Raw genomic sequence first — 23034 nt, forward strand, 5'->3', positions numbered from 1 at the left:
TATCCCCCCGTTAGTCTGCGCTCTTATAGGATTTCATTTTCTGATAAACTGACAAGTATTTTGGTCATATTCGTTTTCGTCACTCTGCCGATCACTTCATATCCTTTATCGGTATCTTTGATGACAGGCAGCGCATCGATTTGTTTTTCAATTAAGTGCTTTGCAATGTCCATCACATAATCCTCGCGTCTGCACACTGTAATATTCGGCATTCTAGTCATAATAATGTGCACAGGGACAGAAGTAAGCTCCTGCTGGCCGATGCTGGCTCGTAGTAAATCCTTTCGTGAAAGCACTCCGACTAAAACAGCATCACGGTCCACTACAAACAGAGTACCTACATCTTCTAAAAACATGGTGCAAATCGCATCATATACAGAAACGTTCTCGTGAATAACGACGGGGATAGATTGAAAGTCTTTCACCTGAAGCTTTTTCAGTTTATCTGCCAAAAGCTGCGTGCCGGTTTTTCCAGTATAGAAATAACCGACTCTCGGGCGCGCCTCAAGGAAACCTGACATGGTGAGTATGGCTAAATCCGGACGCAGTGTTGCTCTCGTTAAATTCAGCTGTTCGGCAATATGCTCCCCTGTAATCGGTCCGTTTTCTTTTACAATCTGCAAAATATGTTCTTGCCGTTTATTTAGTTCGATCGTACTCACCACCTTTTCACTTCGTATCTATGTAAAGAAATAATAAACCATATTATAACGTAAATGCTTTGTAATCAAACAAAAAAACTTTCAAATGGGGAAAAGACGATTACCGATCCCACAGCAACCGCCTTTTCTTTCTTTATTTTACAATAAGGGCATTCATATTAGCAAAGGACTTGATCTGATCCGCCAAGCTTACCATTTGCGCTAATCGGTTTGCCTTTAATGTCTCGTTATCAGCAATAACCATCGTATGGTCGAAATAAGCATCAATCGGTTCCTTCAAGGCCGCAAGGGAAGAAAGTGCCGCCTCATAATCCTTTTTGCTGAAGCTTTCCTGCAGATTTTGTTTAGCAGTTTGATAAGCTTCGTACAGCTTCGCTTCATATTCATTTTCAAACAAATCAGGCTGAATTTCCGCGCGAACTCCTTTTTTGCTGATAGAGATCACTCGGCCTAAAGATTCTGCTGTTTCCTTAAAGCCTGGCGCACCCAATTTTTGTTCCAGCACTTGCGCTTTGTGGAGCGCCGAATATGGCTCAAGCTCAAAGCTTTCCAGCACGGCATCTATTACATCATGTCTGATCTGCTCCGCATTTAAGACGTATTTTAGACGCTGAGTGAAGAAATCTAACAGTTCGGTTTCTTTTTCGGTTTGTACGAAAGTCAGCAGCTCTTCAAACGAAATGCCCCAGTTCCGGTCAAGCAGAATAGCGACAATACCGCTCGCTTGGCGGCGCAAGCCGTAAGGATCCTGTGAACCAGTCGGAATGACGCCAATCGAGAAGAAGGATGCGATTGTATCCAGCTTATCCGCCATGGCAACTACCGCCCCAGTGAAAGTGGAAGGCGTTTCTCCGCCTGCAGATCTAGGCATATAGTGTTCGTTGACAGCTGCGGCTACAGCAGCATGTTCGCCAAGCATTCTCGCATACTTTTCACCCATAATTCCTTGAAGCTCAGGGAACTCATATATCATATGTGTCACAAGGTCGAATTTAGAAATTTCAGCAGCACGTTTCACATGTTTTAATGTATCTTCATCAGCTTGAAGACGGACAGCAAGCTTCTCTGCGATCGCTGTTACTCTTCTTACCTTATCAGCGAGAGAGCCAAGCTCTTCATGGAACACAATGTTTTCGAGCTTCTTTACATTTTCATCAATGTTCAGTTTCTGGTCTTCCTTGTAGAAGAAGGAAGCATCTGATAAACGCGCACGCAGCACTTTTTCATTGCCTCGCGCGACATTTTCGATCGCGTGGCTGTTTCCGTTACGGACTGTGATAAAGTAAGGCAGCAAATCTCCGTTTTTGTCTTTAACAGGGAAATAGCGCTGATGCTCTTTCATTGTCGTTACAAGCACTTCCTCAGGAATGGACAGAAACTCAGATTCAAATGAGCCGTAAAGAGCCGTCGGATATTCTACTAAATGATTGACTTCATCAAGGAGATCCTCGTCAACCGGAATACTCCAATTGTTTTCTTCGGCCATTGCTTCCAGCTGCGATTGAATCATCTGTTTGCGAACATTTGGATCAGCAATAACATGCTGCTGTTTCAGCTGTTCTTCATAACTTGAAGGTGATTCAATAGACACTTCATGCCCCAGGAACCGGTGCCCCTGTGTCGTCCGGCCTGACTCAACATTTGTAATTGCAAACGGAATGACATCCTGGCCAAATAAAGCGACAATCCATTTAATCGGACGGATATAACGCAGATCTTCATTTCCCCATCTCATGTTTTTCGGGAAATGGAGGCTTGTAATTAAGCTGTTCAGTTCAGGCAGAAGCGTTTTGGTTTCTTGTCCTGCTTGGAATTTTTGCACAAAAACATATTCCGTGCCTTTTATTTCTTTCATATACAAGTCTTCCACGCTGGCACCTTGACCTTTTGAAAACCCAATCGCCGCTTTTGTCCAGTTGCCGTCAGCATCAAGGGCAATTTTTTTTGCAGGCCCTTTTGCCTCTTCTTTTATATCATCCTGCTTTTCTGCTACACCCTTTACTAAAACAGCAAGGCGTCTCGGTGTATTAAAAAGCTTCACTTCACCGTGTGCAATATTTTTTTCTGCAAGCCAGCCTGTCAGCTTTTCACCAAGCTGAACCATGCTTTCATTCAAAAAGCGCGCCGGCATTTCCTCTAATCCGATCTCTAAAAGTAAATCCTGTTTACTCATGAGAAGAACCCTCCCCTTTAAGCATTGGGAACCCTAGTTTTTCTCGTTCCTCATAATAGGTTTTTGCGACTTTTCTTGCTAAATTCCGCACTCTTCCGATATAGCCTGTCCGCTCTGTAACAGAGATTGCCCCTTTGGCATCAAGAAGGTTGAATGTGTGCGAGCATTTAAGCACGTAGTCATATGCGGGATGCACAAGACCGTTATCCATTTGCTTGATCGCTTCTTTTTCATACGTGCTGAATAATTGGAACAGCATATCAACGTCAGATGTTTCAAATGTATAAACGGAATGCTCGTACTCAGCCATCATGAATAAATCTTTCACAGTAAACCCTGACGTCCACTCAAGATCAAATACATTTTCTTTATCCTGAATATAAGAGGCCAGACGCTCAATTCCGTATGTAATTTCCACGGAAACAGGCTTACACTCAAGTCCCCCAACCTGCTGGAAATACGTGAATTGTGTAATTTCCATTCCGTCAAGCCAGACTTCCCAGCCAAGACCCGCACAGCCTAAAGACGGATTCTCCCAGTTGTCCTCAACAAAACGGATGTCATGCTCAAGCGGATCAATTCCGAGAGCGCGTAAAGAGTCTAAATACAGCTCTTGAATGTTATCAGGTGATGGTTTAATGATGACCTGAAATTGATGATGCTGATAGAGTCTGTTCGGGTTTTCTCCGTATCGGCCGTCAGCTGGGCGTCTTGACGGCTCAACGTAAGCCACTTTCCACGGCTCAGGACCGATACTGCGCAAAAATGTATACGGGCTCATCGTGCCGGCCCCTTTTTCTACATCGTATGCCTGCATGAGCACACAGCCTTCATTAGACCAATGCTTCTGCAGGGTTAGAATCATGTCTTGAATATTCATTTCAAGCACCTCCACTTTTCTTTCATAAAATTGCTGCGGCAGCAACCAAAAAACTCCCGTCTCTATGCTTGCCAGCCCGCAAACATAGGGACGAGAGTTCTCCCGCGGTTCCACCCTAGTTGCTGAGAACAAAATCCCAGCCTCTTTTTTAAAATTGCTCAAGAATGCCTTTCGTTGCGCGCTCATCCTTAGCTTACACCGTCCTAAGGTCGCTTTTATGAGGTAAACGCAAGTACTTCTTTCTCTCACTGCAACATATTTTATAATAAATGATCATATAAAAAGATGGGCCATATGTCAACTTTTGTTTTCACCCATAAGATGTTTCATACTCTCCATTTGATCTAAAAAACGCTTCGATTTCAGATAAACCCCTGAATATTCTTCGTAGTACAAGTCAATAACTTGCTTTAATTCATTTTTCGTTTCCTGCTTTAACGACACATTGCCAATCCTTGAAAGATCGAAGTAATAAAACAGTCTCAAAAGCCTTGCCGTTTGCGGCTTAATCGGCACCTTGTAAGGGTCTTTGTCAAAGCAGCGGTGGCAAATAAAACCGTTATCGCGAACAGAAAAATGGAATGTCCCATCCTGGCTTTTACAATGCACACAGTGATTAAGCTCAGGATACAGTCCCATCACAGCAAGCATCTTCATTTGAACAATGAAGGTAATAACATCCGGGTCTGTTCCTTCGTCAAGCTGTTTAAAGGATTCTAAAATAAATTCAAACAAATAGGGATTTGGTTTTTTTTCTTCTGTGCCTTTGTCAACGAGCTCAGCAATAAAAGCTGCATATGCAGTTAAAAACAAATCCTCTCTGATACCTCTCATGCTGAGAATCATTTCACCCTGCTGAAGGGTTCCGAGGCCTGTTGTTTTCTGCATTAGGAAAGAACCATACAAAAAGGGCTGGCTGACTGCTGATAAACGGCTGTTCGGTTTTTTGGCTCCTCTGGCCATAACACCTATTTTTCCGTGTTCTCTTGTCAGTAAAGTAACAATTTTATTCGTCTCTCCGTAATCATTGGTACGAAGAACGATTCCTTCACATTTTGTCAGCATTTCCGCACCTTCCTAAAACAGGAGCGGTCAAGAGGTCTATAAAATTGGAAAATCAAATCGGGCTAGCTCATCTTCTAGTTCTTCGGGTCTTTCCATGTTCTCTTTTTCCAGTTCTTTAAAAAGAAGATACGTATCAACATTTCCTGTTTGAGAAAATACGTTCCAGGTAAAATTCAACACAAGAAACCCACCTTTCTGTAGTTAAACTAGCTTACCTAAACTCCAAATTCTTACCTTTATCTTGACCAGATGTCCTCCATTTCATGTTAAACAAAATTTGCTAATGTATCCCTGTTCATGTGAGATAATGACACAGCAAGTGATTAATATTCATCCTCTTTAAAGCCGAAGTCGCGAAGCTGGGACATTTTGTTACGCCAGTCTTTCTGCACTTTTACCCACAATTCTAGATAGACGCGAGAACCTAAGAGGGCCTCGATATCCGCTCTCGCTCTTTTTCCGACTTCTTTCAGCAGGCTGCCTTTTTTCCCGATGACAATGCCTTTTTGAGAATCCCGTTCGACCACAATTGTTGCCGCCACGTGCACGGATCCGTTGTCCTGCCCTTTAATCGATTCGATGCTTACCGCAATGCTGTGCGGGATCTCTTCCCTTGTCAGATGCAGCACCTTTTCCCTGATCAACTCAGAAATGATAAAGCGCTCCGGATGATCGGTCACCTGATCACTCGGATAAAACTGCGGACCTTCAGGCAAATATACTTCAATCTGCGCCAGCAATGTTTCAATGTTATTTCCCTCTAATGCAGAGATCGGAACAATTTCCTTAAAAGGATATCGCCCGCGGTATTCGTCAATTAGCAGAAGCAATTGATCAGGGTGGATCTTGTCAATTTTGTTTACGATTAAGAAAACAGGTGTCGAGGTATTCTGCAATTTCTCAATAATGAACTCGTCGCCCTTGCCATAGCCTTCCTCAGCATTGATCATAAATAAGATCAAATCGACTTCTTTTAATGTATTTTGCGCCACTTTCATCATAAAGTCCCCAAGCTTATGCTTAGGCTTATGAATTCCTGGTGTGTCAATAAAAATCGTTTGTGATGTGCCGGTCGTTAATACCCCTTGCACCTTATTTCTTGTTGTTTGGGGTTTATCACTCATGATCGCGATTTTTTGGCCGATCACTCTGTTCAAAAAAGTAGACTTTCCTACGTTTGGTCTTCCGATAATGGATACAAATCCTGATTTAAAGCTTTCGTTCGTCATGTAAATCCTCCGATGAAAATGCGCCTGGCAATAATTCTTCTGCAGTCATTTCTTGTATTTGTCCTTGTAAATTGGTCAGCACGATAATAACGTCCTTTGTGCAGAGCTCAGAAATCACCTGCCGGCAGGCTCCGCACGGTGATACTGGTCCCGGGGTGTCAGCAGCTACTGCCAGCATCTGAAACTCAGTATCGCCTTCAGAAACAGCTTTAAACAAAGCGGTACGCTCAGCGCAGTTGCACATGCTGTATGCCGCATTCTCTATATTGCAGCCTCTGTACACTTTTCCATCTTTGGTAAGAAGAGCGGCTCCTACTTTAAACTTGGAATACGGTGCATATGCCATGTCACGCGCTTTTAAAGCTTCTGTTATCAATTTCTGTCTGTTCATGTGTGCATGTTCCTCTCTTACCTATAATGGTACCGCTATCACTTTATATTTTACATAATGGCGCTCCTTTTTTCACGCCCATTTCTAAAAATGTAAAATAAATGTAAGAATTTTCAGCCATACAGCTTTGGCAAAAAAATAAGTAAACCAATAATACACGAAATCACGGCAAAAACGCAAACAGCCCCGGCAGCAGCGTCCTTAGCCGCCTTAGCAAGCGGGTGATGCTTATCTGTTACTAAATCAACCGTGTGTTCAATAGCTGTATTTAAAAGCTCCAGTGAAAGCATTCCGCCAATCAAAAGAAAAATAATAGCCCACTCTGACAGGCTGAGATTAACGAGAAAACCGCAAATGATAACGGCGCAGGCAGCCGCGGCATGAAATTGAAAATTCCGCTCCGTCCGCGCCGTTCTCCATATGCCCCGCCCTGCGTGCACGAAGCTCATTAGGAATCGCATCAGCTCATTTCTATGATCTCTTGAGTCCATAGGCGTCCAGCAAATCCTTTTGCTTAGTAAACATCTCCTCTTCTTCCTCTTTCGTCATATGGTCATATCCTAAAAGATGCAGGAATCCATGTACCGCTAGAAAGCCAAGCTCTCTCTTGAAAGAATGGTTATATTCTTCAGCCTGCTCTCTTGTACGATCTGCACTGATGATAATGTCACCTAAAACCGGCGGCATTTCAGCACCGACAATTTCAACTTCGTCTTCTCCCTCTTCTTCAAGAGCAAAAGAGATGACGTCTGTCGGCGTATCCTTTCCCCGATACTCTTTATTGATCTGCTGAATGTCTTCATTGGTAACGATCGTGACAGAAACCTCAGCCTGGTCCTGAACTCCTTCGCGCTCAGCGGCAAATTGAAGCAGATTTTCTACTTCTTTAAGCATCTCTTCAGAGACACTTCCGGTTTCATCTACGATATCAATCAATAAACTCATCTATTTCACCTTCTTAGTAGCCTCCGGATATTCAATCCGGGAGTGGAAAATTCCTTTTAATGTTGCACAAAGCGTTTTTGCGATTGTATCAAGCTCTTTAAATGTCAAATCGCATTCACTAAACTGTCCGTCCTGAAGCTTATCGGATATAATGCCCCGGACAAGCTTTTCAATTCGTTCAGGATTTGGATTATGCATCGATCTGACAGCCGCTTCGACACTGTCTGCCACTGATATAATCGCGGCTTCTTTTGACTGCGGCTTCGGTCCCGGGTAACGGAATTCTTCCTCTGTAATCTGATCGCCTTTTTCCTTCGCTTTATAATAAAAGAATTTCAAAAGAGAGGTCCCGTGGTGCTGCTCAGCAATATCCACAAGCTCCTTTGGAAATTTATAGCTTCTCAGCATATTCGCCCCGTCAGTGGTATGCGAAATAATGATATTTTTACTGAGCTGCGGAGAAAGCTTATCATGCGGATTGTCAATATTCATTTGGTTTTCAATAAAATACTGCGGCCGCTTTGTTTTTCCGAGGTCGTGATAATACGCACCCACTCTTGCAAGCAAACCATTTGCCCCTACCGCCTCGCAGGCGGCCTCTGACAAATTAGCGACCATAACGCTGTGGTGATATGTACCTGGTGTTTCTGTCAGTATTTTTCGAAGCAGCGGATGGTTAGGGTTGGACAGCTCGATCAGCCTCATTGTGGACAAAATGCCGAAACCTGTCTCAAAAAACGGCATAAGCCCGATAATTAATACGGAGGAAGCAAAACCCGACACAACCCCCATCAGCATGAGCGTCCCGATTTCCAAGCCTGACAGCGCGGTGTTTTGGATCAATAATAGAGATAGAACCACAATCATATTGATAAACGCCACAAAAAGCCCGGTCTGCAAAATTTTTGATCTGCCATTGTGTTTTCCTAAAAACAAAACACCGGAAATACCGCTGATCAAATAATAAATACCAATGACATAATTAAATGTTCCTGTCACACCTTGATTAAACATCATACTTCCGCAAATCGCAAGAATGATACTTCCTAAAATAGCGATCCGTTCATTCATCAGCAGCTTGATTAAGATTGCACCGGCCGCAATGGGGACAAGATAGCCAATATTGTTATATTCCATCTTTTGAAATAAACTGACAACCTCCATAATAACAAGCAAAAGCGTTGTAATAATGGAGAATAATAGGATCGACTTGTTTTTGAATTTCAGATTTTGATTCTGTTTTTCGAAATAGTAAACGAGTGTAGCAATGAAAAGCCCGATCATAATCAAAAGGCCGCTAATCGGCTTGAACAAATTGGAGTTATTTAACAATCCGGTCAGCTCAAGTTTTCTGTACACTTCCCGATCAATGAGGTCATTTTCTTCCACGAGCACCTGCCCCTGTTTGATCTGAACCTGCTGAACATTGTCTGACGCTTCCTGGCGTTTTGCCTCTGTTGCTTTTGGATCGAAGACGTAATTCGGAATAATGGCGTAACGCCCGATTTCCGTGGCGGCTCCCAAATATTTAGACGGGATAGAATTACTCTTTAGTTCTTTTTGCACTTTATCTTTTGCTTCAGATAATTTATCCGACGGGATTTCACTGCTCATCACTGAGTTTACTGCTGTTATGACAGTATCTCTGACAAATGAAAAATCTTCATGGTCCGCCTTCAGCAAAGTCTTGATGGCATCCTCTGATATAGAATCATTCACATCTGACGTCAGCTTATTTTTCACCGACTTAATCATTGTTTTTTCTGATGGTGAACTGCTGTCTTCTTCTGCTGATTTTTTCACTTCACTGATACTGTCGAATATCGATGACACAAGATCAATTCGATTGTCTGTATAATCTTTCTTTAAGGTATATTGATCTTCGACCGCATCCTCAGCAGCTTGCTTTTTTTCCTCTGTCGCTTTTTGATCTTCCACAGTTGCCGGAGCATAAATGGTCTTGTCGCTGACTGAAAACAGGTCTAAATCAAGCGTTTCCGGCTTCACATGTACAAAAAGCAATGCGAACATAATCGCAGCCAGCAGAAGATACAGCAGTACATGCATGGAGCGGGCATTTTTAAAGCCGCGCCACTTTTTTGAGCCGCTTTTGGTCTTCCCCTTCTTTTTCAACACAAGAACCTCCTCTAGAAAATCAAGCTCATAAGCAAAAATGACCCGATAACGCGCGATCGGGTCATTCAGGATTAATTTTGCTTATCGTACGCTTCAATAATTTTCGCAACCAGCGGATGTCTGACCACGTCTGTCTGGTCCAGTTCAATCACAGAAATGCCGTCGATTTCTTTCAGCATCTCTCTCGCTACTGCAAGTCCCGATTTGACGCCTTTCGGCAGATCAATTTGACTAACGTCACCTGTAATGATCATTTTAGAGCCAAAACCCAGCCTCGTCAAAAACATTTTCATTTGGGCAGGCGTAGTGTTCTGTGCTTCATCAAGTATAACATAGGCATCATCAAGCGTCCGGCCTCTCATATAAGCGAGCGGAGCGATTTCAATGACTCCTCTTTCCAGCAGCCGTTCTGTATGATCTGTTCCAAGGACATCATGAAGAGCGTCATACAGCGGGCGCAAATAAGGATCTACTTTCTCTTTGAGGTCACCTGGTAAAAAACCGAGGCTTTCACCGGCTTCTACCGCAGGTCTTGTTAAAATGATTTTTTTAATATGTCCGTTTTTCAATGCGTGGACTGCTTTTACGACAGCAAGGTACGTTTTTCCGGTTCCCGCCGGGCCGATGCCAAATACAAGATCATTTCGTTTCATGGCGGCTACGTATTCCCGCTGTCCCATGGTTTTCACACGGATCGGTTTGCCTTTTGCGTTTTTTGTAATTTCTTCTTCATACATGCTTTCAAAATATTCAAGTTCATTCTTCTTTGCCATCTTGATGGCGGAAATCACATCACGTTCAGAGATCTCTATCCCCTTGCGAATTAATGCGAGAAGTGATCCCAGAAGCCTGTCGGCAATCTGAAACGATTCTTCATCGCCTGAAATATAAATCGTTTCGCCTCGCGTAATGATATTTACATCCAGATCTTTCTCCATCAGTGTCAAAAAAGAATCTTGATTCCCGAATAGTGAAAGCGCCTCGTCCGGGCTTTTCAGTTTTTGATTCATCGCAAGTAAATGTTCTGTCATTCTTCAGTCTCCCTGACAATAGGTGTGGTTTGAACGATATCTTCTATAACTTGGTAGAGAATAATCAACTTTACTTTACCATTCTCGACTGTCTGGTGCAAAACTTTTTCACTTTTCACCTCGCCGTCCTCGCCTATTTTACTCTCTACATCCCGTTTACCCATCTTGATTCCTTCTTGAACTGCTTCTTCTTTCGTATATTTTCGCAAAGCCTCTTCACTTTCTCTCGTTTGCTCTTTGATATAAGAAACAGGGAGCTCCAAACCGAGAAAATGAAGCGAATGCTTCTCTTGTTCTGTTTTTGGATGTTTTAATTCTTCTTTTTTAAGCGTTATCCCCCAGATTGGGAAAGCCCATGAGCCAAAAGAAAGCTTGTGCTTTGTCCTTACTTTGCCCGTATAGACGTTAAATAATGTTTCAAGGGGCACCGTTACTTCAGATCTGTACCAGGTCTCGCCGTAAATTTCAGCTTTAGAGGCGACTTCCTGCTGCTCATCTTCGCTTCCGATTAAGCCGGAGACAAGCATTTGCCCCTTTTCCACATGATCATGGATTGCGGCCATGGGCTGTCCTTTCTGAACAAACATTCTTGTAATGGTTGCTTTCTTTTTGGCGACAATGTGGCGCGGACTGACATACTTTTCTTTTTCAGGCTCATTTTTCTCTACAACTTTCATGTGGATGGTCGTGCCTTTCAAATCGACTCCGACCCACGTGATATTGTCTATTCCGTTGGTTAACGATTTTTGTATTTTTTCGGGAGACTGCATTAAAAATTGCAATCGCCCTTTTTTGACGCCGATTTCCTTCAAATGCTGCATCATTTGGTGCTCCGTTTCAGGCTTGGCACCAGTCACTTCAATTTTCCACACCATATTGGAGAGCAAAAACAAAAGGATAAAAAAAAGCGCAAAACCAATGGTAAAACCTAAATTCAGTTTGGATTTCAGCAATAAGAACGGGAACCCTTTTCGATTGATAAAACGGGCTTTACAGTCAAACTCTCTTCTGACACGCCGAAAGGCATGTACATCCTGAAGCTGTATATATAACAAGACGGCTTCTTTCTTTTTTTTCAGATGAAAGATCGGAATCCCTCTTCTTGTGCATTCATTAAGGAGCCGTTCAATGCCTCGTCCCGTCACTTCAAGCTGGACCTTACCACCAAAAAAAGACAGCCATTTATTTTTCACAACATTTCCCCCTCGGCTTTATGACTCAACATATCGAACGACATCAATCGTACCCTCCAAAAGTATTTCTTCCGGAAGAATCGCTTTGATAACAAAGTTTTTTCCTGATATGATGCACTGGCCCTGCTTCAGCATCAGCCTCACTTCATTCTCACTGAACAGCAGAAGGCCTCTGTGGTTTTCTATGTAGATATGAAGTCTGCCGACCATTGTGATCCGCGGCAGATCCATCATAACGTCCGGGGGAATTTCCAATGCTCTTGTCAGCCAAGCTTTTAAACGATTCTTTCTTTGCCCCATACAAAAAGAACCCCCTTTCATCTCATATGTATGATTAGAAAGAGGGTTCTAACACTTAATTTTTGCGGGCTGCACGCATTGTGTGATGAGGTTTTTTTGCCCTTGGCGGACCGAATACCTCGCCTAAGACTATGCCTTGCACCACAGTGTCTTTATTGACCTGAAGCAGTTTTTGCTTGGTATACACAGCTTTATGTTTGGCGGCAGTAAGATCCCGCTCAAGCCCTTTCAGGTTTCTTTCCGTTTCCTTCCGTCTGTCTTCAGCTTCTTGTCTCATCTGTTCCAAGCGGTTTGGAATAGGAGCTGGCGTTTCTTCAGCTGATTGTTTATTTTGAACAGAAGCAGGTTTCATTGTCTGCGGCTTTTTTCTTTTTTGATTTTGATTGTTTTTTTCTTCTTTTTTCACTTTGCCGAAAATCGTGGAAATAATTCCGATAATCGCTGCAATAACAAGCGGATTCGTCAGTATATCTTCCATAACTATTCTCCCTTCTGCATAGAGAGATTATGATTTGCGGTCTTCATCCGATTGGTCTTTCGTTAATTTACCGAATGAATCACGCATATCTGTGTCTGCATCAATGTTTTTAATATTCATGTAGTCCATGACGCCGATATTTCCTTCGCGTAAGGCTTCGGCCATCGCAAGCGGCACTTCCGCTTCGGCTTCAACCACTTTAGCTCGCATTTCTTCTACACGCGCGCGCATTTCCTGTTCTTGAGCAACAGCCATTGCACGGCGTTCTTCGGCTTTGGCCTGTGCAATATTTTTGTCGGCCTCTGCCTGATCCGTCTGCAAGATCGCCCCGATGTTTTTACCAATGTCAACATCAGCAATATCTATCGAAAGAATTTCAAAGGCGGTTCCTGAATCCAGGCCTTTACCGAGAACCGTTTGAGAAATCATATCAGGGTTCTCCAGCACTTTTTTGTGATTTTCGGATGAACCGATTGTAGAGACGATCCCTTCGCCTACACGGGCTACAATCGTTTCCTCACCCGCACCCCCGACGAGGCGGTCGATATTGGCTCTTACTGTAATTCTCGCTTTCGCCTTCACTTCAATTCCGTCCATGGCAACACCTGCAATAAACGGTGTTTCAATGACCTTCGGATTAACGCTCATTTGCACGGCTTCCAATACATCACGGCCGGCAAGGTCGATGGCTGCACAGCGTTCAAATGTAAGCTCAATATTAGCACGCTGAGCTGCGATAAGTGCGTTAACGACTCTATCTACATTCCCCCCGGCAAGATAGTGGCTTTCAAGCTGGTTTGTTCCAACGTCGAGTCCCGCTTTATGCGCTTTAATCAGCGGATTAACCACCCGGTTCGGTATGACGCGGCGTAGCCTCATCCCTATTAGAGTGAAAATGCTGATTTTAACTCCGGCTGCTAAAGCTGAAACCCAGAGCATAACAGGTACAAATGTAAAAAATACAGCTAAGACAATGATCCCTACTACGACAATAGCCAGTATCATTAATGTTGATGGGTCCATGCTACTTCTCCTCGTTTCTGTTTAAATTTCTCTCACGACAATGCGCGAGCCTTCCACTTTGATTACTTTTACTTTTTTATCTTTCTCTGTAAATAATCCTTCAGATACCACATCAAGACGTTCGTCATCGATAATGACGGTTCCCGCGGGACGCAGCGGCGTAAAGGTCACGCCCTCCTTGCCGATTAAGTCCGTGCGCGTTTGGTTTGATACATAACCGCTCTCTGTATTTGTAGAATCATTTAATATAAACTTCTTAAAGAATTTCATACGCTTTCCCAACACCCTTGTCAGTAAAATGAAAGCTGTAATGGAAACAGCTGAGGCGATCAAGAGAGAAACCGCCATGACTGTGAAGCTTCCCGCGGCCAAAAATAAGCTCGCAACAATTGCTCCCAAGCCAAGTAAACCAATAATTCCTCCGGGGAGGAATATCTCCATTAGGATCAGAATCACCCCTGCTATAAAGAGGAGAACCGTTTCATATCCGGCAAGACCCGTTGCAAGATGTCCGTAAAAAAACAGGATCAAAGCGATAAATCCTGCTGTTCCAGGCAGACCGACACCAGGAGAAAAAAGCTCAACAGTAAGACCTAAAAAGGCAATTGTCAATAAAATAGGAACAACAATCGGACTGGTCAACCACCTTGCTGCCTTTTCTGCAAAGCTTTCCTCAGCATAGCTGATATGTGCATCTTCGTATCCAAGCTTCTTCACAAGCGCGGAAAGATTTTTAACAGTTCCTTCTGAATAGCCTACGTCAACAGCTTTTTCCGCATTCAGCGTAAGCAGATCTCCCTTCGGCGCGCCCGCTTCTCTTGCATCTACATCAGGGTCTGCCATGGCACGCGCGTATTTTGGATCACGGTTGTTTTTTGCTGCAGCATCTTCCAGCTCCGCAAGCCAGAATGATTCAGCTTTTTTGTCAGCAGCATTGCCTTTACCGTCTATGATCGCCGCGGCTCCCATCTTTCCTCCGGGCGCCATATAAATGGCGTCAGCCTGTAACGCGATATATGCACCAGCAGACAATGCCCGTTTGTTTACATAAGCAGTTATCGGGATATCCGTTTCATTGATCGTGTCCGCTATATCAATAGCTGATTTCACCAGTCCTCCCGGTGTGTTGATATCAAGAATAATATGGTTTGCATGCTGAGCCTCTGCATCTTGTAGCGAACGCGACAAAAACGAGGCGAGACCCTTTTCGACATTTTTTTCAACGGGAATGACGTAGACGGTTTGTTTTTCTGCTTTTGTGTGCAGTTGAACTCCTAATAATGATAGTAGAAATATGCTCAAAAGAGCCGCTCGGAATCCTTTTGTTTGAAGCAAGGGCGATGTATCCCTCCTTCCTCGTATATTAAGTGCCTTCTCTTCATACGTAACAAATGTATCAAAGGTTTCATTTTTTTATGTATAAAAAAAGACATCTCTCTTAGAAAGATGTCCTTTTCTTCGCCATTTAAGACAGTTGACTGCTCACAAGCTTATTAATTAAACTTCCGTCAGCTTTACCTTTTACTTTAGGCATAATTGCCCCCATCACTTTGCCCATGTCCGCTTTTGAGCTCGCACCGACCTCCGCGATGGTTTCATTTACGATTGTACGCAGCTCTTCTTCTGATAGCTGCTGTGGTAAATAAACTTCTAAAATGTCCAGCTCTTTTTGAACTTTATCTACTAAATCTAAACGATTAGCGTTTGAAAATTCCTGGAGGGAGTCTTTACGTTGCTTAAGTTCACGAGAAAGGACAGTGAGTTCCTCATCCTCGGTCAAACTGTCTTTCTTAAGCTTAATTGCTTCGTTTTGAAGTGAAGCTTTAACCATTCGAACGACAGTCAGTTTGTCTTTCTCACGGCTTTTCATATATAGCTTCATATCTTGGTTAAGTCGCTCAAGAAGACTCATAAATCCACCCTCTTTTAGAATTTGCGTTTTCTAGCAGCTTCAGACTTTTTCTTGCGCTTTACGCTAGGTTTTTCATAAAATTCGCGCTTTCTTGCTTCTTGCAAAGTACCTGTCTTTGATACACTGCGTTTGAAGCGACGAAGAGCATCTTCAAGCGATTCGTTTTTTCTAACGACCGTTTTTGACATTCTCTTTCCCTCCCTCCGAATACACCAATCGACTACCTTTAAGTTACACATATAAACATGTACTTTGACATTATAATATAAGCCTTCAGTCAGGTCAACTAAGTGAGTTCACTTTTCCGTCATGAGCGAGACTGCCTGTCTATATAATGATAGAAAGGGGTTGGTGAATAAAATGTTGCTTCTGATTAGTTTTACTGCTCTTATATTATTCTTTCTCGCAGGAATGAACATGCTTCGGAAAGGTTTAATTTCGCTGACGTATTCAAAAATTGAAGAGCAGCTGCTGATTTTTACGGATCATCCATTAAAAGCATTCCTCATCAGTATTGTTTTTACAGGATTTCTCCAAAGCAGCTCCGCCTTTATGGTAATTGTCATCGGATTTGTAAGTGCGGAGGCCCTTTCTTTCAAACGGACAATACCGATGATCCTTGGAACAAATGTCGGATCTACCTTTACAACCGAATTTCTTGCAATCAAAATGGATGTGTTGATTTGGATTCTATTGATTGGCGGTTTGCTGTTTTTTCTGACGGGCAGGTATCCGTTCAAACAGCTGGGAACAAGCTTCCTCGGACTCGGAATTATCTTTTTTTGCATCAGCGGCTTCAGCCGTCTTGCAGAACCGCTTACTCAGCTGAAAACAGGTGCAGGGATTCTTCATCATGTAAACGACTCAAACTGGTCTGCTTTGCTTATCGGCATGGTGTTAACTGCAATCATTCACTCAAGTTCTGTCTGCGTCGGCATTTTAATGAGCTTTATGAATGAAGGCGTTATTGGACTGACACAGGCAATGAGCGTTGTGCTTGGGTCAAACATCGGGACATGCATTACCGCTGTCATGGCTGCTGTATCCGGTGGATATGCGGCAAAACAGACAGCGTGCGCCCATGTTTTGTTTAACATAATCGGCGTAGCAATTGTATTCCCGTTTTTGGCGGCAGCGACCGGCTTTGTTGAACAGCTCTCGGCAGACCCTGCCCAAAGAATCGCCCATTTCAGCCTGCTATTTAATGTCGTATCAGCTCTTTTGTTTTTACCGCTTACCAACTTGTTCTACAGCTTTATTAAACTGCTTATTCCAGCTAAAAACTGAACATAAAAAACCGGCACATTTAGATGCACCGGTTTTTCAGATTAAGAAGACATACGCATTTGTTCTGTTATGTCATCCTCAACAATACGGACAAACTGTCCTTCATTGTATGGATAGCCTGCTTTTAGTATTTTTACTTTCACGATTTTGCCGATCATGTCTTCCGTACCTTTGAAAACAACTTTCATGTAGTTGTCTGTGTAGCCGACATACATGTTTTCTTCATCTGATTCTTTAAATGCTTCCTCAGGGATAATTTCAAGGACTTCATTTTCATAATCAGAGGCATATTCCTTCGCAAGCTGGTCAGAAAGTGCAATCAGGCGGTGTACACGTTCGTTTTTGACGTTTTCTTCCACTTGGTCTTCCATCCGCGCAGCTGGGGTTCCCGTACGTTTGCTGTAAGGAAAAACATGCAGTTCAGAGAATCTGTTTTCTTTAATAAAGTTATAGGTTTCCATAAATTCTTCTTCTGTTTCGCCAGGGAAGCCTACAATGACATCGGAGGTTACAGCTAAGCCCGGAAGTGCTTTTTTCAGCTTATTTAAACGGTCAGCGAAAAATTCCATAGTGTATTTGCGTCTCATCCGTTTAAGCACTGTGTTTGATCCGGATTGAATCGGAATGTGCAAATGGCGCACAATCTTATCTGAACGGTCTAAAACTTCAATCACTTCGTCTGTGATCTGGCTTGCCTCGATGGACGAAATTCTGATCCGTTTCACGCCTTGAACACGGGCGTCAAGTTCTCTCAAAAGCTTGGCAAAGTTGTAATCTTTCATATCTTCACCGTAGCCGCCTGTATGAATACCAGTAAGTACGATTTCTTTATAACCCGCATCAACAAGCTGCTGTGCTTGTTTAATAACTTCCTCCGGGTCACGTGAACGGAGAAGTCCGCGCGCCCACGGAATGATACAGAACGTGCAGAAGTTATTGCAGCCTTCCTGTATTTTTAATGACGCTCTTGTCCGGTCTGTGAAAGCCGGTACATCAAGTTCTTCATATACTCTAGCTTTCATAATGTTGCTGACGCCATTGATCGGCTGACGCTCTTCACGATATTGATCGATGTAGCCGAGCATTTTTTCACGATCCTGAGTTCCGACTACAATGTCAACACCCGGGATTGCCATAATCTCAGCTGGCGAGGTTTGCGCATAACAGCCTGTGACACAGATGACGCCGTCAGGATTTTGACGAATGGCGCGTCTGATCACTTGGCGGCTTTTTTTATCTCCCGTATTTGTTACCGTACATGTATTAATGACATATACGTCAGCTGTTTGTTCAAAGTCTCTTCTTTCATAACCCGCATCTTTGAAAAGCTGCCAGATTGCTTCTGTTTCATAATGATTGACTTTGCAGCCAAGCGTATGGAACGCAACAGTTGCCATTATTGATCACCTCTTAATAACTCTGTATGATAAGAAATTGCGCTCAGCGCGTATAGCGGAGCTGTTTCTGTCCTTAAAATTCTCGGTCCGAGGCCGCACGGAACAGCGTTTTTCGCCGTTAGCCGCTCAACCTCCGCATCTGTTAAACCGCCTTCGGGACCGAATACGATCAAAAGGGATGATCCTTTCGGAAGGCTGCTTACAACTGCGCTGAACGAGCTTGTTTCTCCTTGCTTCGATGACTCTTCGTATGCAACGACACATTTATCGAAATTCTGCACCTTTTCAAGAAGCTGCTGAAAGGAATGAATATCCAGCACTTGCGGCACTTCGTTTCGGTACGATTGCTCCGCCGCTTCCTTCGCAATTTTTGTCCATCTTTCCCGCTTTTTCTTAGCTTTCTTGTCATCCAGCTTGACAACAGAGCGTGCGGCTTGCAGAGGAATAAAGGCATGAGCTCCCAGCTCAGTCCCCTTTTGGATAATCCATTCAAGTTTATCTCCTTTCGGGAGGCCGCTTGCAATATAAACCTTTATCGGAAGCTCTCTGTTTTCATTCGTCCATTCTATCATAAGACAGGACACTTTTTCTTTGGTAACAGATTGAAGTTCACATTTTGCTTCGAAGCCATCCTGAGAGCAGCAGATAATCTCGTCTCCCTCGTTCATTCTCATGACATTTACAATATGATGAACATCTTCTCCGGTAATTGAAATAGCCGGCGCTTCCTCCATTTGCTGCTTCGTGAGCTCGATAAAATATCGTTGCATACGCTGTGACACCTACTAACTGTTATTTTTTCGCAATAATGCTGACCCAATCTTCCATTGAGAGAATTTCCACAATCGTAAAGCCAGCCTGTTCCAATGCTTCTTTTACCTCTTGTTTTTTATGGCTGATAATTCCTGAAGTAATAAAATGCCCGCCGTCTTTCAGCAGATGGTATGCCTGTGAAGTAAAACGAAGGATGACTTCAGCCAAAATGTTAGCAACGATCACATCATGTTCTCCTGAAATCCCGTCTAGCAAATTATTTTGTTTGACTTGAGCTATATCGCTAACCTTGTTTAACTTCAAATTGAGACGTGCGCTGTCTACAGCAACGGGATCAAGATCATAGGCATGAACCGATTCAGCCTCAAGCATTGCAGCCGCAATACTTAAAATTCCGGAACCTGTACCTACATCAATCACCTTATCACCCTTTTGCACAAAGCGTTCAAGCGCCTGAATACAAAGTACGGTTGTCGGGTGTGTGCCTGTTCCGAATGCCATTCCCGGGTCCATTTCAATAATCAGCTCATCCGTATGTACCGGCGTATATTCCTCCCACGTCGGTACAATCGTAAACTTTTCAGAAATTTTCACAGGGTGGTAATACTTTTTCCAGGCAGTCGCCCATTCCTCTTCGTTCACTTCGGAAATTGTGATATGGTTTCTGCCCAAATCAATATCATAAAGAAGCAGATTATTAATTGTTTCTTTTATGCCCTCTACCGTTTCTCCAAGAAAGCTGTTGACCGGCAGATACGCTTTGACAATGACACCCTCGTTCGGATAATCATTGGGGTCGAGCTGGTAGATTTCCCCGTACACATTCTCACGTTCTTTAATTAAATCAAGCGGGTCCTCTATCACAACCCCACTCGCACCAGCTTCATGCAAAATATTTGAGATAGGTTCGACCGCTTCATGTGTTGTGTGAATGCTTAATTCGGACCATTTCAAAACTACCAACTCCTCATCCAATAATTAATCGCCTTTAAACGCGCGTTTTACCTTATCAAAGAAACTCATTTCCTGTTCATCAGGCAGGTTTCCGCTGACTTCGGCAAATTCGCGGATAATATCTTTTTGTTTATCTGTCAAGTTTGTCGGAGTGACAACGCGGACGACGATATGCTGGTCACCCTGTCCATAGCCTCTGACATTTTGAACGCCTTTGCCTCTTAATCTGAATTTTGTTCCTGTTTGTGTACCGGCAGGGATTTTCAATTTCACTTTCCCGTGAAGCGTCGGAACTTCCACTTCATCTCCAAGCGCGGCTTGAGCAAACGTTAACGGCATTTCACAGTAAATATCATCTCCGTCGCGCTCAAAGAATTCGTGGGCGCGCACGTGGAATACGACAAATAAATCCCCGGCAGGGCCGCCGTTTACGCCTGGTTCACCCTGTCCTGAGAGACGCAGCTGCTGCCCGTCATCTACACCGGCAGGAATTGTGACGTTGATTTTTTTGCGTTTTTTGATTTTTCCTTTGCCGCCGCAATCCGCACATTTGTTTTTAATGATTTTACCTGTACCTTCGCAGTGGTGGCAGACTCGTCTGTTGACAACTTTACCAAACGGCGTGTTTTGCTCCACATTTAGCTGACCGGAGCCTCCGCAGTGCGAGCACGTTTCCGGATTTGTACCAGGTTTCGCCCCTGAGCCTTTACATGTATCGCATGTTTCCTCACGCGGAATCTCGATGGTCGTTTCTTTTCCGAAAACGGCATCCTCAAATGACAAAGTCATCGTATATTGCAGATCCGCCCCTTGGCGCGGTGCATTCGGATCTCTTCGTCTAGTGCCGCCGCCGAAAATACTTGAAAAAATATCATCGAAACCAAAACCGCCGAAGTCGCCGCCGCCAAAACCGCCGCCGCCGAAGCCTTGGTTAGGATCAGTATGGCCAAATTGGTCGTAATGAGACCGTTTTTGGTCATCAGACAGCGTTTCGTATGCTTCTTTGACTTCTTTAAACTTTTCATCTGATCCGGCTTCTTTGTTAATGTCAGGATGATATTTTTTTGACAGCTTTCGATAAGCCTTTTTTATTTCATCCTTTGAAGCGCTCTTACTTACACCCAGCACTTCATAGTAATCACGCTTACTCATCTACTTCACTCTCCCGAATTTCTCACATAAATTAGATTGTATCATTTTGAATTATGATTTTTCAATTCCTTTTATCCCGGGCAAGAAAAAAAGTCAAAGCCAAGAGATGCCTGACTTTGACTTTCTAACCATTGAATCAGATTATGAAATATGTTCTTTTCGGCCAGCCCAAAAGCGGGCTGACTCAGAAAGAAACTTATTTTTTGTTTTGGTCGTCGTTTACTTCTTCGTATTCAGCGTCAACAACGTTGTCATCAGCTTTGCCTTCAGCGTTTGCTCCGTCTTGAGCTTGCTGTGCTTTAGCAGCTTCTTCGTAAAGCTTCATAGAAAGCTCTTGAACGATTGCTTGAAGCTCATCTTTTTTCGCTTTGATCTCTTCAAATTCGTTTTTCTCAATCGCTGCTTTTAAAGCGTCTTTGGCATCGTTGGCTTTTTTCACTTGTTCTTCGTCCACTTTGCCTTCAAGATCTTTTAATGTTTTCTCAGTTTGGAAAACAAGCTGATCTGCTTCGTTGCGGACTTCGATTTCTTCTTTTTTCTTCGCATCAGCGTCAGCATTTTCTTCCGCTTCTTTTACCATGCGTTCGATCTCATCATCAGAAAGACCTGAAGAAGATTTGATTGTGATGTTTTGTTCTTTTCCTGTGCCTAAGTCTTTTGCTCTTACATTTACGATACCGTTTTTGTCAATATCGAAAGAAACTTCGATTTGAGGCACGCCGCGCGGTGCTGGCGGAATATCAGTAAGCTGGAAGCGGCCGAGTGTTTTGTTGTCGGCAGACATTGGGCGCTCACCTTGAAGAACATGGATATCAACAGCTGTTTGGTTATCGGCAGCAGTTGAGAACACTTGTGATTTGCTTGTCGGAATTGTTGTGTTGCGGTCGATCAGTTTTGTGAACACGCCGCCCATTGTTTCAATACCGAGAGAAAGCGGTGTAACGTCAAGAAGAACAACGTCTTTTACGTCACCAGTGATAACGCCGCCCTGAATTGCAGCACCAAGCGCTACAACTTCATCCGGGTTTACGCCTTTATGCGCTTCTTTTCCAGTTTCTTTTTTGATTGCTTCTTGTACGGCAGGAATACGAGTTGATCCGCCGACAAGGATGACTTTGTCGATTTCGCTTGCAGAAAGTCCTGCATCTTGAAGCGCTTGACGGACAGGGCCCATTGTGCGCTCTACTAAATGAGAAGAAAGCTCTTCGAATTTAGCGCGAGTTAATGTAAGTTCAAGGTGAAGCGGTCCTGCTTCTCCAGCTGTGATAAACGGTAAAGAAATTTGCGTAGAAGATACGCCGGAAAGATCTTTTTTCGCTTTCTCAGCTGCGTCTTTCAAACGCTGAAGCGCCATTTTGTCTTTTGACAGATCAATGCCGTTTTCTTTTTTGAATTCAGACACAAGATGATCGATAATGACTTGGTCAAAATCGTCTCCGCCCAGACGGTTGTCACCGGCAGTTGAACGTACTTCGAATACACCGTCGCCAAGTTCAAGGATGGAAACGTCGAATGTACCGCCGCCAAGGTCGTATACCAGGATCGTTTGATCTTCATCTGTTTTATCAAGTCCGTATGCAAGCGCTGCTGCAGTCGGCTCGTTGATGATACGTTCTACTTCAAGACCTGCGATTTTACCAGCGTCTTTTGTCGCTTGACGCTCAGCATCGTTAAAGTATGCAGGAACTGTGATAACTGCTTTTGATACTGTTTCGCCAAGATAGCTTTCAGCGTATGATTTAAGGTGTTGAAGGATGATAGCAGACACTTCTTGAGGAGTGTAATCTTTTCCTTCAATTTCAACTTTGTAATCTGTACCCATATGGCGTTTGACAGACATAATTGTGTTAGGGTTTGTGATAGATTGGCGTTTAGCCACTTCCCCTACTTGGCGTTCGCCGTTTTTGAATGCGACAACTGATGGAGTTGTGCGGTTTCCTTCAGCGTTAGCAATAACTTTAGGCTCGCCGCCTTCAAGTACTGCCACACATGAGTTTGTTGTACCTAAGTCGATTCCGATAACTTTACTCACTTGAATAACCTCCTGCTATG

Annotated in this window: 24 protein-coding genes and 1 other annotated feature; of the genes, 1 reads left to right on the forward strand and 23 read right to left on the reverse strand. The window is 43.5% G+C overall.

Annotated features, from left to right (window positions below):
* Positions 1–23 precede the first annotated feature (23 nt).
* From ccpN to rpsU, 18 genes are all read right to left on the reverse strand, one after another.
* A complete protein-coding gene (gene ccpN, locus WA325_RS04400; RefSeq protein WP_024122084.1) occupies positions 24–662 on the reverse strand; it encodes a transcriptional regulator CcpN in 639 nt (212 codons plus the stop codon).
* Between the two features lie 133 nt (positions 663–795).
* Positions 796–2835, reverse strand: a complete 2040-nt coding sequence (glyS, locus tag WA325_RS04405) for a glycine--tRNA ligase subunit beta (RefSeq protein ID WP_202852927.1) — start codon at positions 2833–2835, stop codon at positions 796–798.
* Positions 2828–3715, reverse strand: coding sequence for a glycine--tRNA ligase subunit alpha (glyQ, locus tag WA325_RS04410; protein WP_010334976.1), 888 nt, complete (start codon positions 3713–3715; stop codon positions 2828–2830). The genes glyS and glyQ overlap by 8 nt, the downstream gene beginning before the upstream one ends.
* 83 nt (positions 3716–3798) lie before the next feature.
* Positions 3799–3973: a binding site (T-box leader), on the reverse strand.
* A gap of 39 nt (positions 3974–4012) precedes the next feature.
* A complete protein-coding gene (gene recO, locus WA325_RS04415) occupies positions 4013–4780 on the reverse strand; it encodes a DNA repair protein RecO (protein ID WP_024122086.1) in 768 nt (255 codons plus the stop codon).
* Between the two features lie 36 nt (positions 4781–4816).
* Positions 4817–4960, reverse strand: a complete 144-nt coding sequence (locus WA325_RS04420) for a YqzL family protein (RefSeq protein ID WP_024122087.1) — start codon at positions 4958–4960, stop codon at positions 4817–4819.
* Between the two features lie 143 nt (positions 4961–5103).
* Entirely contained in the window at positions 5104–6009 is a 906-nt protein-coding gene (era, locus tag WA325_RS04425; protein ID WP_105953591.1) for a GTPase Era, read from the reverse strand.
* Complete coding sequence (gene cdd / locus WA325_RS04430; RefSeq protein WP_024122088.1) at positions 5990–6400, reverse strand: cytidine deaminase; 411 nt, start codon at positions 6398–6400, stop codon at positions 5990–5992. The genes era and cdd overlap by 20 nt, the downstream gene beginning before the upstream one ends.
* A gap of 113 nt (positions 6401–6513) precedes the next feature.
* A complete protein-coding gene (locus WA325_RS04435) occupies positions 6514–6891 on the reverse strand; it encodes a diacylglycerol kinase family protein (protein ID WP_105990422.1) in 378 nt (125 codons plus the stop codon).
* Positions 6872–7345, reverse strand: coding sequence for an rRNA maturation RNase YbeY (gene ybeY / locus WA325_RS04440; RefSeq protein ID WP_010334982.1), 474 nt, complete (start codon positions 7343–7345; stop codon positions 6872–6874). Before ybeY ends, WA325_RS04435 begins: the two co-directional genes overlap by 20 nt.
* Positions 7346–9481: a cyclic-di-AMP phosphodiesterase PgpH gene (pgpH, locus tag WA325_RS04445; RefSeq protein WP_081638339.1), complete on the reverse strand. Its 2136-nt coding sequence runs from the start codon at positions 9479–9481 to the stop codon at positions 7346–7348.
* Between the two features lie 71 nt (positions 9482–9552).
* Entirely contained in the window at positions 9553–10512 is a 960-nt protein-coding gene (locus tag WA325_RS04450; protein ID WP_105953588.1) for a PhoH family protein, read from the reverse strand.
* Entirely contained in the window at positions 10509–11705 is a 1197-nt protein-coding gene (gene yqfD / locus WA325_RS04455; protein WP_024122092.1) for a sporulation protein YqfD, read from the reverse strand. Before yqfD ends, WA325_RS04450 begins: the two co-directional genes overlap by 4 nt.
* Positions 11706–11723: 18 nt before the next feature.
* Positions 11724–12005: a sporulation protein YqfC gene (gene yqfC / locus WA325_RS04460; RefSeq protein ID WP_024122093.1), complete on the reverse strand. Its 282-nt coding sequence runs from the start codon at positions 12003–12005 to the stop codon at positions 11724–11726.
* A gap of 55 nt (positions 12006–12060) precedes the next feature.
* The gene (locus tag WA325_RS04465) at positions 12061–12483 is read right to left on the reverse strand and encodes a hypothetical protein (RefSeq protein ID WP_105953587.1); all 423 of its coding nucleotides are present in this window, start codon (positions 12481–12483) and stop codon (positions 12061–12063) included.
* 27 nt (positions 12484–12510) lie between these two features.
* The gene (gene floA, locus WA325_RS04470) at positions 12511–13506 is read right to left on the reverse strand and encodes a flotillin-like protein FloA (RefSeq protein WP_105953586.1); all 996 of its coding nucleotides are present in this window, start codon (positions 13504–13506) and stop codon (positions 12511–12513) included.
* A gap of 21 nt (positions 13507–13527) precedes the next feature.
* Positions 13528–14841, reverse strand: coding sequence for an NfeD family protein (locus tag WA325_RS04475; RefSeq protein WP_105953585.1), 1314 nt, complete (start codon positions 14839–14841; stop codon positions 13528–13530).
* A gap of 130 nt (positions 14842–14971) precedes the next feature.
* Positions 14972–15418 carry a GatB/YqeY domain-containing protein gene (locus tag WA325_RS04480; protein ID WP_010334989.1) on the reverse strand — a complete coding sequence of 149 codons (447 nt, stop codon included), beginning with the start codon at positions 15416–15418 and terminating at the stop codon, positions 14972–14974.
* A 14-nt stretch (positions 15419–15432) separates the two neighbouring features.
* Complete coding sequence (rpsU, locus tag WA325_RS04485; RefSeq protein ID WP_003152957.1) at positions 15433–15606, reverse strand: 30S ribosomal protein S21; 174 nt, start codon at positions 15604–15606, stop codon at positions 15433–15435.
* A 172-nt stretch (positions 15607–15778) separates the two neighbouring features.
* Between rpsU and WA325_RS04490 the strand changes: the two genes are divergently transcribed.
* Entirely contained in the window at positions 15779–16705 is a 927-nt protein-coding gene (locus WA325_RS04490) for a Na/Pi symporter (RefSeq protein WP_336183232.1), read from the forward strand.
* A gap of 41 nt (positions 16706–16746) precedes the next feature.
* Here the strand turns inward: WA325_RS04490 and mtaB are convergent, their stop codons facing one another.
* From mtaB to dnaK, 5 genes are all read right to left on the reverse strand, one after another.
* Positions 16747–18102, reverse strand: coding sequence for a tRNA (N(6)-L-threonylcarbamoyladenosine(37)-C(2))-methylthiotransferase MtaB (mtaB, locus tag WA325_RS04495; RefSeq protein WP_105953583.1), 1356 nt, complete (start codon positions 18100–18102; stop codon positions 16747–16749).
* A complete protein-coding gene (locus WA325_RS04500) occupies positions 18102–18872 on the reverse strand; it encodes a 16S rRNA (uracil(1498)-N(3))-methyltransferase (RefSeq protein WP_105990418.1) in 771 nt (256 codons plus the stop codon). Before WA325_RS04500 ends, mtaB begins: the two co-directional genes overlap by 1 nt.
* Positions 18873–18894: 22 nt before the next feature.
* Positions 18895–19830: a 50S ribosomal protein L11 methyltransferase gene (prmA, locus tag WA325_RS04505; RefSeq protein ID WP_105953581.1), complete on the reverse strand. Its 936-nt coding sequence runs from the start codon at positions 19828–19830 to the stop codon at positions 18895–18897.
* Positions 19831–19854: 24 nt separating this feature from the next.
* Entirely contained in the window at positions 19855–20982 is a 1128-nt protein-coding gene (gene dnaJ, locus WA325_RS04510; RefSeq protein ID WP_024122101.1) for a molecular chaperone DnaJ, read from the reverse strand.
* Positions 20983–21178: 196 nt separating this feature from the next.
* Positions 21179–23014, reverse strand: coding sequence for a molecular chaperone DnaK (gene dnaK, locus WA325_RS04515; RefSeq protein ID WP_024122102.1), 1836 nt, complete (start codon positions 23012–23014; stop codon positions 21179–21181).
* Positions 23015–23034 lie beyond the last annotated feature (20 nt).

Source organism: Bacillus sp. 205(2023) (genome assembly GCF_037027485.1).
In the GTDB taxonomy this organism is placed as follows: domain Bacteria; phylum Bacillota; class Bacilli; order Bacillales; family Bacillaceae; genus Bacillus; species Bacillus halotolerans.

Bases quoted from the DNA above. Each gene is read 5' to 3' on its own strand.
- ybeY (WP_010334982.1), bottom strand. From the start codon at position 7,345: ATGAGTTTATTGATTGATATCGTAGATGAAACCGGAAGTGTCTCTGAA.
- dnaJ (WP_024122101.1), bottom strand. From the start codon at position 20,982: ATGAGTAAGCGTGATTACTATGAAGTGCTGGGTGTAAGTAAGAGCGCT.
- WA325_RS04480 (WP_010334989.1), bottom strand. From the start codon at position 15,418: ATGAGTCTTCTTGAGCGACTTAACCAAGATATGAAGCTATATATGAAA.
- WA325_RS04435 (WP_105990422.1), bottom strand. From the start codon at position 6,891: ATGGACTCAAGAGATCATAGAAATGAGCTGATGCGATTCCTAATGAGC.
- era (WP_105953591.1), bottom strand. From the start codon at position 6,009: ATGACGAACGAAAGCTTTAAATCAGGATTTGTATCCATTATCGGAAGA.
- WA325_RS04490 (WP_336183232.1), top strand. From the start codon at position 15,779: ATGTTGCTTCTGATTAGTTTTACTGCTCTTATATTATTCTTTCTCGCA.
- recO (WP_024122086.1), bottom strand. From the start codon at position 4,780: ATGCTGACAAAATGTGAAGGAATCGTTCTTCGTACCAATGATTACGGA.
- WA325_RS04500 (WP_105990418.1), bottom strand. From the start codon at position 18,872: ATGCAACGATATTTTATCGAGCTCACGAAGCAGCAAATGGAGGAAGCG.
- cdd (WP_024122088.1), bottom strand. From the start codon at position 6,400: ATGAACAGACAGAAATTGATAACAGAAGCTTTAAAAGCGCGTGACATG.
- yqfC (WP_024122093.1), bottom strand. From the start codon at position 12,005: ATGGGGCAAAGAAAGAATCGTTTAAAAGCTTGGCTGACAAGAGCATTG.
- glyS (WP_202852927.1), bottom strand. From the start codon at position 2,835: ATGAGTAAACAGGATTTACTTTTAGAGATCGGATTAGAGGAAATGCCG.
- WA325_RS04450 (WP_105953588.1), bottom strand. From the start codon at position 10,512: ATGACAGAACATTTACTTGCGATGAATCAAAAACTGAAAAGCCCGGAC.
- floA (WP_105953586.1), bottom strand. From the start codon at position 13,506: ATGGACCCATCAACATTAATGATACTGGCTATTGTCGTAGTAGGGATC.
- WA325_RS04465 (WP_105953587.1), bottom strand. From the start codon at position 12,483: ATGGAAGATATACTGACGAATCCGCTTGTTATTGCAGCGATTATCGGA.
- rpsU (WP_003152957.1), bottom strand. From the start codon at position 15,606: ATGTCAAAAACGGTCGTTAGAAAAAACGAATCGCTTGAAGATGCTCTT.
- glyQ (WP_010334976.1), bottom strand. From the start codon at position 3,715: ATGAATATTCAAGACATGATTCTAACCCTGCAGAAGCATTGGTCTAAT.
- mtaB (WP_105953583.1), bottom strand. From the start codon at position 18,102: ATGGCAACTGTTGCGTTCCATACGCTTGGCTGCAAAGTCAATCATTAT.